Origin of the sequence: Fischerella major NIES-592 (assembly GCF_001904645.1) — a bacterium.
Lineage (GTDB): Bacteria > Cyanobacteriota > Cyanobacteriia > Cyanobacteriales > Nostocaceae > Fischerella > Fischerella thermalis.
The window spans coordinates 1-12,126 of the sequence record NZ_MRCA01000016.1 but is presented as its reverse complement, the minus strand read 5'-3'; the positions used below and the strand labels follow the sequence as shown (position 1 = coordinate 12,126).

The window sequence follows — 12,126 nt, the reverse complement described above, 5'->3', positions numbered from 1 at the left end:
TTATCTAGTGGCTAGTGTACAACCCACCACGCATCACCCAATCTAGGTTGCAACATATTTTAGGAAGGGGAAAACTTCGTGCGATCGCCCCCACAATGGGGGGATGAAAAAACGACTACAGATGCAAACAGATGAATTATAATTTTGCTGCTAAGTTAATCCCTGATCCCCGATCGCTTCATTCTGGCAATCCTGTCACTTGTAGCAAATCTAATCCCCTAGCGAATATTTCATCAATCGGTAACATTTGCCTATCAATAGTCATAAATTTATGGTCTTTTGTTGCCCGGATTACTGAACCATCTTCTAAACCGTATTCAAACACTTCTTGGTAACCGCGATTATGCCACTGAGCAATAGGTTGTGTACAAACATAACCATTATTATCAACAGTATAAACACTACACTCAATTCTTTTTTCTACAATTTCCCCAATCGGCAAAAATCCATATTCTACAGTCAAAATTTCAGTTTCATAACTCAAGCAATATTCGGCAAATTTTAACATCTGCTCGAATAATTCCTCTGCAATTTGTTGTTTTACACCATTTTTTGCTGCGCCATCAATAAATTTTTCTCGCTGCTTCTGCATTTCTGAAACTTTCTTTTTACCCATTGCCCGGCGCAGCAAATCAGCTTGACCTAAGGAATATCCAGCCATATCTTGAGCAATTTTCATAATTTGCTCTTGATAAACCATAATTCCATAGGTTTCATCTAAAATTGGTTCTAAAATTGTGTGTTCATAATCTATTTTTTCGCGACCATGTTTGCGGTTAATAAATTTTGGAATCAATCCTGCATCTAATGGTCCTGGTCGATATAGTGCCAGAATCGAAGAAATATCTTCTATATTAGAAGGTTTCAAATCACGTACTATCTGACGCATTCCAGAAGACTCTAACTGAAATACACCCTCTAGTTCTCCTGCTTCTAATAATTCGTAGGTCTTCTTCACATCTGGAGGAAGTTTTGCGCCTTCTCCACCTTTGGCTAATATTTTCTGGGCTTTTCTTTCCTGGGCGGTAATTACATAAGGGTCAATCTTAAATCCATGATTATTTTCAATTAATTCGATGGTTTTCTGAATCATGCTTAGATTCTTTAAGCCGAGAAAATCCATTTTTAACAAACCCAGTGATTCTAAATCTTCCATGAAATACTGGGTAATGACAGAACCATCGTTATTTTTTTGGAGTGGAACAATTTCATCTAATGGATCAGCAGAAATAACTACACCTGCTGCGTGAACACCAAAAGTTTTGTTAGTTCCCTCAATCCGGATTGCCATATCTACCCAATGGCGGACTCTCGGATCGTTTTCGTATCTAGCTTTAAATTCTGGTTCAGGAGTGTCATCAGAAATCATCACCTTTAACTTGGCTGGTTTTCCTCGGGAAACGGGAATCAATTTTGCCATTTTGTCTGCTTCTGCGTAAGGAATATTTAACACTCTGGCGACATCTTTTAAGACTGCTTTGGAAGTCAGACGGTTAAAAGTGATAATTTGGGCAACTCTTTCTGTGCCGTATTTTTGTGTTACATATTCTATAACTTTATCCCGTTGAGCAATACAGAAATCCGTATCAATATCTGGCATGGATTTCCGTTCTGGATTGAGAAATCTTTCAAAGAGTAAGCCATGATGCACAGGATCTATATTGGTAATTCCCATTGTGTAGGCTACCAAAGAACCGGCAGCAGATCCACGACCGGGACCAACCGGGATATCATTATCTCGAGCAAATTTGATGTAGTCCCACACAACTAAAAAATAGGTGGAAAAACCCATTTGCTGAATCATTTTTAATTCATATTCCAGCCTCTCTTTGTAAGCTTGATCTATTTCATTGCGGGATTTTCGATTTAGTTTTTGTAATAGTCCTTGCCAGGCAATTTCTTCTACATAAGTATCAGCAGTATGACCAGATGGAATCGGATAATTGGGAATCCGAGGCTCACCCAAAATATTGTATGGTTCGATTTTATCTGCTACCTCTACAGTATTAGCGATCGCTTCTTCAATGACATCATCTGGCAAATGGTCACGAAATAGCTGCTTCATCTCTTCAGCGGATTTTAAATACTCTGTACCGCTGTAACGCATCCGGTTATCTTCAGTAATTAATTTCCCAGTTTGAATACACAATAAGGCATCGTGTGCTTCGACGTCATAACAAGAAATATAATGGGAATCATTGGTAGCGACAATTTTTATCCCTAATTCCCGCGCGATTTTGACAATTTCCACATTGACAATCCGGTCTTCTTGGGAACCGTGGTCTTGAATTTCTAGATAATAATCTCCACCAAATACATCTTTATACCATTGAGCAACTCGGCGGGCTGCATCTAATTTTCCAGCTAGAATTGCTTGGGGTATTTCTCCACCCAAACAGGCACTGGTAACTATTAAATCTTCATGATATTTTTTGAGTAATTCTTTGCTAATACAAGGACGAGAAAAAATGCCTTTGCCTTGTACACCTTGGAGATGAGAAATTGATGTTAATTTAACTAAATTTTTATAACCTTTGGTATTTTTTGCTAAAACAATTTGATGATAACGGGGACGGCGTTCTTGTTTAGTAATATCGCCGTTGATAATATACATTTCATTGCCAATAATTGGCTTAATATTTTTGTTGCGACAAATTTTTATGAGTTCGATCGCACCATACATGACACCATGATCCGTCAGAGCGATCGCTTTAATACCTAGTTCGATGGCACGATCCACCAAATCTGGTAGTTGACTAGCACCATCTAACAGACTGTAGTCACTATGAATGTGCAAAGGAACGAAGGACATATGTGTTTATTTAAGGGGGAATGGGGAAGGGGGAGATCACGGAGAAATTCTTCTTTGTGTTCCTTGTCCCCAATCCCTCATCCCCGAATCACTATCAAAAGTTACGGTATCTTAGGATAGCTTAGTTTGCCAACATTAAGATTTGTATTTTTTGGAAAAATTTTCTTGGCAAAGTGTTGTGTTTATGGTGACATCACCAGCCTATTCCTGAAGCAATGAGTGAAATAGACAGCATCGAACAGCCAGAAAAAAAAGGCCATCGCTGGTGGCAGAAAATTCTGCTGACATTGCAAATTATCATTGCCTTGATTTTAGCGATCGCAGGTCTTTCTTGTCCTCCTGATTCCCGATCCCCTACTTGCTAACTTGAAAAAGGCCCCTTGGCATCACATTCCCTATGCCAGCATTTTTTGAGAAGTTCTATTCTGTAGAGATGAGCGAAGCGTCGAGGATTCAATACCAATTTGGTATGAGAACTAAACAAAGGCTGATTGAGATATTCCAACAGAGGGAATTTGAGCTTGGTGTGTTTTGGAGTCATAGGAGCAAGACAATACTATAAGATTAAACTTCGTAGCAGTAGAAAGCAGGCATTTTAAAAGATGCCGATTACTGAATTGCCTAGTTAAACCGTACACAATGTGTATTCAGTTGTCCTTAGGGCAATTGCGGAAAAAATGGGAAGCTAATTGCTCAGTTTTGTATGTGATTTTTTTATAGGTATCTTAAGTAACCATTTATATTCGTGAATTAACATAAACATATGAGAACAAGCAGTTAACTTACTGTCTCTTCTGGTTTTCATAGAATCTATCCGGAATTCTTTAGATGCTTCTGACAGGGGTTAGTTTACAAAGCTGTTTCTAAACCCTGGTACCTACTCCTTTCCTACGGTAATTAGGAGCTTGTGTCAACATAAATTTTGTAAAGGCGATCGCTCGTTAGGGTAATGGAATTGGTAATTAAAAAACTGATAATTTTCCCATGCCCAATGTCCAAGCTTTATATCGTAAAGCCGAACTTGATATAAGGTGAGTCTGGCTGTTAATGGAACTGGAGGAGTTGTATTGTTTGCTGAGCAACTATTTAGTGTTTTTGTTGGCGATGATTTGCAGCCTGTGTTAGCAAAGATTCTGCAAAAGCGATCGCTTCTTGGGCTGATTTACCACCTGCTAGTTGAGCCAGTTCTTCCCGACGTTTGGTTAAGTTATCCAAGGTAGTAATCCGTACAACAGTACGCTCTTCACTAGAGCCATTGTGTTCTTTCTTACCTTTTATTTGATTGATCACCTGTTTATCTACGCGGAAATGCCGATCTGCCATCGCTGCAACTAAAGGTTGGTGTGTCACACATAATACTTGGTGAAATTGACTTAATTGATGTAATTTTTCGGCGATCGCCTGTGCTACTCTCCCAGAAACACCGACATCAATTTCGTCAAATACCATTGTTCCCGTCGTCTCTGCTTGGGAAAAACAAGCTTTCAGCGCCAGCAAAAATCTACTCATTTCCCCACCAGAGGCAATTTCTGATAGAGGTTGTAGTGGTTCTCCAGGGTTGGGGCTGAACATGAATGTAATTTTGTCTGCGCCAACAATAGTCGGGGGGACAAGGGCAATTTCAACTTGAAACTGTACCTTTTCCATCGCCAAAGGTTTGAGTTCCCTGATCAGTTTGGCTTCTAATTTGGCTGCGGCGGTACGACGTAATTGTGTTAACTTTTGGCAAGCTTGTGTCAGCTTTGCTAAACACTCAGCTTGTTGTATTTCTAAACTTTCTATTGATTGCTCACTGTCGTTGAGTTCGGCTAACTCGGCTTGGATGCGCTGGTAATAAGCGATTGCTTCTGCGAGTGTCGGCCCATACTTCCGACAGATTTGCTTTAATTCCCGAATTCTTTCTTCTACTTCTTCCAAACGCTGGGGATCTGCTTCCAAGCTTTCCGCGTAGGCATTAATTTGCCTGGCTACCTCTACCACTGTTGCTTGAGCATCCCTCACCATATCCAACAGCGTTTGCATTTGGGAGTCGTATTCTACCATGTCACTTAAGACCGTTTCGCTGTCTGCCAGTAAATCTGTGGCGGTTGGCGCTTCGCCATCGTTTTGGTACAAAGCTTGGTATACTTTGTAACTCATCTGTTGGAGTTCGACTACATGATTCAGGCGTTGCCGTTCTTGTTGGAGTTGCTCTAGTTCATCGGGTTCAGCGAGGTTGACTTCTCCTAGTTCCTTGACTTGGTAGGTTAATAAGTCCAGTTGTTGCAGGCGTTCCCGTTCTGATGTCCGGCGTTTTTCTAAGGCTTGCTGCGCTTGTTGGTAGGCGCTAAAGGCGTGAGCGACTTCTTGGCGTTGCTGCAAAACAGAGTCGCCACCGTACGCATCCAACCAGTCGCGAATTTGGGCAGATTGCCCAACTAAAACTGTTTGACCTTGGGCAGTGATTTCTACGAGGCGATCGCGTAGTTCTGACATGAATTGCTGATTTACCAACACTCCATTCACTCGCGAGCGACTCCGTACTTTCCCAGAAGTAGCTGTAATTTCTCGACTTATAAATATAGAGTTATCTTCAATTAAGTCTATTTCTTGTTCGGTTAACCAGGCTGCTAAAGCAGAATTAGAAGTAAAAGTTGCTTCTACCATTGCCCGATTTGTACCAGTGCGAATTACGCGACTAGAAACTTTTCCGCCTAATACCGCATCAATCGCATCCAAGATAATTGACTTTCCAGCGCCGGTTTCACCTGTCAACACATTTAGTCCAGGGCCAAACTCTAATTCTAATTGGTCAATTAGGGCAAAATTTTCTATTCGCAAAAGAGATAACATTGAGTCATCCGAGTTTTGGATTCTAGAGCCACTGCGCCCTTAAGGATGTCCTGTTTAGCACGTGGCATGATTGTCGATTGTTTCTACTAAATAAATTTGCTGGCTTTTCCCATCGAGAATTTATTGCTTAAATTCTCCGTCAGGGTAGAAGCCTGATAGATTTTACTTAGAAGATACTAAAGATTGTGTTTTTGCACCCTGCAATACTGACAAACTAAATGTATTAAGCAAGCCCTTTTTAGGGATACCAAAACTAGTGTAGTTGGATTTTTGGATCTTGGCCCAAGTAATAGTCTTTCTTAATAGGGCAGAGAATCGGGAATCGACGATCAGGGCTCGGGGATTGGGCAAAAAATCACAAGTTCTTAATTTTGACTTTTTCCTTGTCTCCAGTTCCCAATACCCAACCTTCCTACAAATTGTTACAATACTTAACAAGTTAACTCCGATGCGGTGGTAAGCTCATGAATGCAAATACTGTTTCCCCTACTTCCCAAATAGATCATGAAGTAGTTCCAGAAAATGGTACAAAAATGTCCATTGTGAGTTTACCAGCAGAAGAAATTAAAAAACCCAACGCAGCGCTGGTGATTTCAACAAGCGAATCTGAGGCTTTACGATACAACCCTGAGAACATAGCCACATATTACAGCAGCCGCCCCCTCAAGGTTTTACGACGCATCATCACAGTTTTAACGCCAGCAATCAGATTTGCTTTTGGTATATGGTGGGATAGTAAACGGGGAATTGTAGTCAAAAATGACCGTCGCCGGGCAATTCAATTGCGACAAATCCTGACCAGGCTGGGGCCTGCTTACATTAAAATTGGACAAGCTTTATCTACTCGACCAGATTTGGTTCCTCCCACGTATCTAGAAGAACTGACGCAGTTACAAGACAAATTACCACCTTTTCCGAATGAAATAGCCTACCAGTTTATCCAAGAAGAACTAGGCGCACCTCCTCAAGAAATTTATACTGAACTTTCGTCAGAACCAATCGCTGCTGCTTCCTTGGGGCAGGTTTATAAAGGTAAGCTGAGTACTGGCGAAGAAGTTGCCGTTAAAGTCCAACGTCCTGACCTCCGAGAACGCATTACTATTGACTTATATATCCTGCGCCGACTAGCAGGATGGGTGCAGAAAAACTTTAAACGCATCCGTAGTGACTTGGTGGGTATCCTCGATGAATTGGGCGATCGCATCTTTGAAGAGATGGATTATATTCACGAAGGAGAGAACGCCGAACGCTTTTATCAATTATACGGTCATCTTAAGGACGTTTACGTACCGAAAATTTACTGGGAGTATACCAATCGTCGGGTTTTGACGATGGAGTGGATTGAAGGTACGAAATTAACTAATACAGAAGAGATCAAAGCCGAAGGTATAGACGCCCGCTATTTAATTGAGGTAGGAGTACAGTGTTCATTACGACAGTTGTTGGAACACGGATTCTTCCACGCCGATCCCCATCCTGGTAATTTGCTGGCTACCCGCGATGGCAAATTGGCATATCTCGACTTTGGGATGATGAGTGAAATTAAGCCACCCCAGCGTTACGGCTTAATTGAAGCGATTGTCCACGTCGTTAACCGCGATTTTGAAGGTTTAGCCAACGACTACGTGAAGCTAGATTTTCTCTCACCGGATACAGATTTAACACCAATTATTCCCGCATTTGCCAGAGTCTTTGCTGATGCTCAAGGTGCTAGTGTTGCAGAATTAAACATCAAAAGCATCACTGACGAACTCTCAGCTTTGATGTATGAATATCCGTTCCGTGTTCCGCCCTACTACGCTTTAATCATTCGTTCTTTAGTGACACTGGAAGGGATCGCGATTCATATCGATCCTAACTTTAAGGTGTTGAGTGAAGCATATCCTTATGTTGCCAAACGCCTGTTAACCGATCCTTCACCAGAATTACGAGCATCCCTACGAGACTTACTATTTAAAGAAAATCGTTTTCGTTGGAACCGCTTGGAAAACTTGTTACGCAATGCCCGTAACAACCAAGACTATGATTTTAACTTGGTGTTGAACCAGGGAGTGGATTTTCTTTCTTCCGAACGTGGTTCATTTATTCGCGATCGCCTGATAGATGAATTAATTAAAAGTGCAGAAGCCTTGAGTAAAAATGTTCTGCATAACTTTACCTACCTACTTCGGGAAAGAGTCGGCGTCACAGCCATTAACGAAACTCCCGCGGCCACCGACGAACAACAACAAACTTTGGAGCATATCAAACGCATATTAAATATTCTCCGGGAAACCCGTGGTTTTGATCCAACCCAGCTGGTACCCCAAGTTGTACAAATTGTGCTCAACCCAGGCGTACAGCGTTTGGGACAACAAATAGCAGGTCAATTGTTGCAAAAAGCAGTCGCCAGGTTAATTCGGGACTTATTGGCATCGGAAGAAGGCGATCGCAGTTTCGAGGTATCTTTATTCAACCACAAAGACACTAAGACACAAAGGAATGCTAAAGCGCTTAACCACCACTTTCGGCGATCAATTCTCTGAGTGCTTTCCCTAAATACTCATACTCTTTTATCGTGTTGTAAATCTGTGCGGAAATCCTCAGCAGTAACTTCGGTGTTTCTTGCCAAGGAACCATTTGTACCTGAATAGAATACTGATCAAATAACTCATCACGTATAGATAAAAAATTGCGGTTCTCCAAAACACTAGGAATCGGTACAACAGCCATTGAGCCGATCATCTCTCCCGGACAAGGTGGCAAAACTTCCAGTGTTTCACAAAGTAGCTGTCTGGCTTGCAATGCTAATTGGTGATTGTGCTGTCTCAATTCATCCCAACCACCAGGTAACAGTGAACCCAAAAATGCGATCGCTTCTGGTACGCACATATATGCAGTGGGATCATCTGTTCCCATCCAATCAAATTCCAGTTGAAAGCGACTTTTATCAGTGCGTGGCGAGTTTGCACCGTGGCTAATTGTCAAGGGACGAATTTCTGAGTGTTTATCCCGCCGCACATATAAAAAGGCTGCTCCCTTGGGCGCACACAGCCATTTGTGACAATTTCCTGTGTAATAGGTTGCGCCAATTTCTCGCAAATTTAGGGGTATCATTCCTGGCGCATGAGCGCCATCTACAAGTGTGTCCACACCCCTGGCTTGTAATTGTTGCACTAACTCCTGTAGAGGAAGGATTAACCCTGTTTGACTTGTGACATGATCCAGTAGTGCTAATCTTGTTTTGGGTGAAACTCGCTCTATTACTGCTTCTACAACTTGCTGAGGTGAATCGAGGGGAAAAGGAATTTGAGCAACTACCACCTTTGCCCCTGTACGACTGGCGATAAAATCAAGTGCATTACGACAGGCGTTGTATTCGTGGTTAGTTGTGAGTATTTCGTCTGTGGGATAAAAAATTAGGGAACGCAACACGGAATTGACGCCAGTGGTTGCATTGGGGACAAATACCACATCTTCTACGTCGGTACCAACAAATGCCGCTAATTTGCTTTTAGCTCCATCTAGAAGTGGTTCCCATTCCCTGGTGAAAAATCGCAGTGGTTCCTGTTCGAGTTGCGATCGCAACTGTTGCTGAAATGATAAGACTGCGATCGGACAAGCACCAAAGGAGCCATGATTGAGAAAAGTTACTTTTGGGTCAAGCGACCATAAATGTTTGAACGGTGAAGGATTAGGGCTGAAGCATGAAACTCTGTCTTTATCCTTCATCTTTTGTCTTTTATCTTCTTTAACTCCCCAGGCAGGATTCGAACCTGCGACCAATCGGTTAACAGCCGACCGCTCTACCACTGAGCTACTGAGGAACGTCACGATTAACAATATTAATACCAAGTTATAGGAATTGGCAAGTACTTTCGGAAAAATTTTTCCAAAAATTTTGTGAGTGTGTTTGAATAGCAAATCTGAATCTAAATTTTTGCCAATACTCAATCAACTCAGACTCCCGGCCAGAGAAATGGTCAGGATTTGATTTGTGTCAACAATCTACTTTAATCCCATTCGCAGTTCAGCTAGGCGCTGTCTTGCTTTGGCATCAATAGAATTAGCTAAAAATCTACTATTGGATTTTTTACGTGGTTGATACCTTTGCCGCACCCGACAAACTGTGGCTTGCACTTCGTAACATAACTGCTGTGCTGATAACCATTCTGCCCCGTACCCCTGCACCATCAGCTGCTGGGCGCGGTCTGAGGTGGCAACAATCACGCGAGGAATTAAAGATTGAGCTATGGCAGGACGCAAAGATGCACAGGCTTTTTCAATATATGTGTCTGCTGTTTGACCGAAATCAGTATAATAGACGGATACAAGTTCTGTAATAACTTCTTTGTTACTACTAGCATTTTGATATTGGGCATCAAAAACTATTTGTGTCTCATAGCCTTGAAAGGCGCTGTAATCGGTCAAAGCTTCTATCAATTCCCAGCGCGCCGCTTCTAGTCCGGCTTGGTCACGGGTTCTTTTCAGACAAGACCAAGTGCCTATAATGTTGTAGCCGTCTACTAAGAAAACGGCTTGGGGTAAGGAACGGGACATGGTTTTTAATCACAATTATCTAGAGTTAACAAAATTCATTCATAACTTTTATAGTAATTCAATGATCTCTTGTAACATAGTGTTACAAAGTTAAAAAACGCAATAGCTTCACAAAATTTGCCTTTATAGGGGCATAGGAACAAGAGGTTAGGAGCTAAAGTAAGTTAAAAGCCAAATTAACAACTAAATGAAGAGAAATTTCTACTTTTGTCTTTTAACCTTTATTGCTATTTCCCAGTCTCTAACAATATTTGCTTGATGTTAAGGTTTTAAGTTCGCTCTATTAAAGGATGTAGGGGTATTTAAGGATATAAATCTCAGAAAAACTTTGTATTTCTCTTACATCCTTACACCCTTACACCCCCTGTGCCCATCTCTAATCTGTGTGTAATTGCATCAGACGCTGTTTGAGGCGTTGAGCCTCTCCCTTGTCTATCAAGGAACCTTTTTCTAGTAAAAAAGCGCCGTCACAGTAATTTAATTCATCTAAGCGATGCGTAACCCATAGAGCTGTAATACCGCGAGTTTTGACCAGTTTGCGGACACTAGCTACTAATTCTAGTTGACTATCTGGATCAAGCAAGGCAGTGGGTTCATCTAGTAGTAAAACTGCACAGTGACGGGCTAAAGCACCAGCGATCGCCACTCGCTGTTTTTGTCCTCCACTCAAAGCATAGATGGGACGTCTTTGCAGTCCTAATAAATTTACTGCTGCTAATGCTTCCTCAACCCTGGTTCTAATTGTATGTAGTGTTAATTTTTCTTCCACTAGCCCAAAAGCAACATCAGCACCAACAGTAGGCATTACCAATTGATGGTCAGGATTTTGGAAAACAAAGCCCACCGGATGTAAAACGCCAATCTCACCTGATTGGGGTGCTAATAACCCTGCTAGCAGTCTCAGCAATGTTGATTTTCCACTGCCATTTGTACCCAAAAGCATCCAAAATTCTCCCTTGGGTACTTCGATAGAGCAAGATTTAATTACTTTCTCTCCAGAAGGCCAGCTGAAGTTTAAGTCTTTTACCTTAATACCTAGTTCCGCCATTCTTAAGTCATCTCTTTATTCAGAGGTAAGGGCAAAGAAGCCAGGTGGTCTACCACTAGCAGTAGTTGCACTGTCTTTCTGTGTTACCTGCACTCCGGAGATTTCACTAGCACGAACGGCGATTTTTTTCTCTGTTTTACCTTCACACTTGAGTTCTACAATTTCAGGCTTTCCAGAAGACATTGCTGCCAAAATTAGCTGATAAACAGCCTCTGCGTCTTCAGCTGTCTTACGCTGTACCGAAATGGGAAAGGGAGTATTCCTTACGGTTAAATCGATGGTAAACATTTAGCGTTAATTAATTTAACTTTAGGTCTAATTCTAGCTTGAAGAAGGTCGGGAATTGAGATGGGGAGGTGGAGAATTCGGAGCCCCACTCCCTTGGGGGAGTGGGCGTCGGAAATTACCAACAACTCACTACTAACTATTAACTACTAACCTCTTACCAATGTGGAGATGTGCCATGGCATCTCTCTACATGTTCAGAAGTATAAAATCGCTGAAACACTTACTAATGGCAAATGACAATTGACGACCCTAGCGAGTTAGCTTTATTTGTGCCGACTCACTTGAACAATGCAAAGTAGAGATTCATCAATATTGAAAATCTAAAATTAATTTACGTTTTTATTTTAAAAATTCATTTAACAAAGATAAAGTTCAGTTAAAAAACCCCTGGAAAAATTAGCGAAGAACACATAATATGATTAGAGAGAGTAAAATTTTGTAAACTAGATTGACAACCTAGTTTACACTCTGTATTTGGTCAGCCAAAAAATGGCAGTCTATAATACAGAAAGTTAAAAACCTTGTACTTATAAAGTTTGGAGATTTTCTCTAATGACCATCGCAATCGGACGTAGTACTACCAGAGGGTGGTTTGACGTTCTCGACG

General features: G+C 41.4%; 8 protein-coding genes and 1 tRNA gene. 2 read left to right on the top strand and 7 right to left on the bottom strand.

The features are described from left to right. Positions 1 to 178: 178 nt before the first annotated feature. Entirely contained in the window at positions 179 to 2,812 is a 2,634-nt protein-coding gene (locus NIES592_RS20660; protein WP_073556758.1) for a DNA polymerase III subunit alpha, read from the bottom strand. 215 nt (positions 2,813 to 3,027) lie between these two features. Here NIES592_RS20660 and NIES592_RS25415 point away from each other — a divergent pair, with 215 nt between their 5' ends. Then, entirely contained in the window at positions 3,028 to 3,177 is a 150-nt protein-coding gene (locus NIES592_RS25415; protein ID WP_178379597.1) for a hypothetical protein, read from the top strand. Positions 3,178 to 3,898: 721 nt separating this feature from the next. On the opposite strand, the gene recN is transcribed toward NIES592_RS25415, so the two are convergent. After that, on the bottom strand, positions 3,899 to 5,644 hold the full coding sequence (recN, locus tag NIES592_RS20650) for a DNA repair protein RecN (RefSeq protein WP_073556757.1): 1,746 nt from the start codon (positions 5,642 to 5,644) through the stop codon (positions 3,899 to 3,901). A 464-nt stretch (positions 5,645 to 6,108) separates the two neighbouring features. On the opposite strand from recN, the gene NIES592_RS20645 reads away from it, so the two are divergent. Continuing rightward, positions 6,109 to 8,169, top strand: a complete 2,061-nt coding sequence (locus NIES592_RS20645) for an ABC1 kinase family protein (protein WP_073556756.1) — start codon at positions 6,109 to 6,111, stop codon at positions 8,167 to 8,169. On the opposite strand, the gene NIES592_RS20640 is transcribed toward NIES592_RS20645, so the two are convergent. The 5 genes from NIES592_RS20640 to NIES592_RS20620 all read right to left on the bottom strand — a co-directional run bounded on the left by NIES592_RS20640 (position 8,138) and on the right by NIES592_RS20620 (position 11,519). Beyond that, complete coding sequence (locus NIES592_RS20640; protein ID WP_062245690.1) at positions 8,138 to 9,355, bottom strand: aminotransferase class V-fold PLP-dependent enzyme; 1,218 nt, start codon at positions 9,353 to 9,355, stop codon at positions 8,138 to 8,140. The genes NIES592_RS20645 and NIES592_RS20640 overlap by 32 nt on opposite strands. A 23-nt stretch (positions 9,356 to 9,378) precedes the next feature. Further along, positions 9,379 to 9,450, bottom strand: a tRNA-Asn gene (locus NIES592_RS20635). Positions 9,451 to 9,631: 181 nt separating this feature from the next. Then, positions 9,632 to 10,183: an NYN domain-containing protein gene (locus tag NIES592_RS20630; RefSeq protein WP_009458959.1), complete on the bottom strand. Its 552-nt coding sequence runs from the start codon at positions 10,181 to 10,183 to the stop codon at positions 9,632 to 9,634. Between the two features lie 376 nt (positions 10,184 to 10,559). Continuing rightward, positions 10,560 to 11,231 (bottom strand): ABC transporter ATP-binding protein, encoded by a 672-nt coding sequence (locus NIES592_RS20625; protein WP_009458958.1) that lies wholly within the window; start codon positions 11,229 to 11,231, stop codon positions 10,560 to 10,562. 15 nt (positions 11,232 to 11,246) lie between these two features. Then, positions 11,247 to 11,519 carry a hypothetical protein gene (locus tag NIES592_RS20620; protein WP_009458957.1) on the bottom strand — a complete coding sequence of 91 codons (273 nt, stop codon included), beginning with the start codon at positions 11,517 to 11,519 and terminating at the stop codon, positions 11,247 to 11,249. Positions 11,520 to 12,126: the final 607 nt, after the last annotated feature.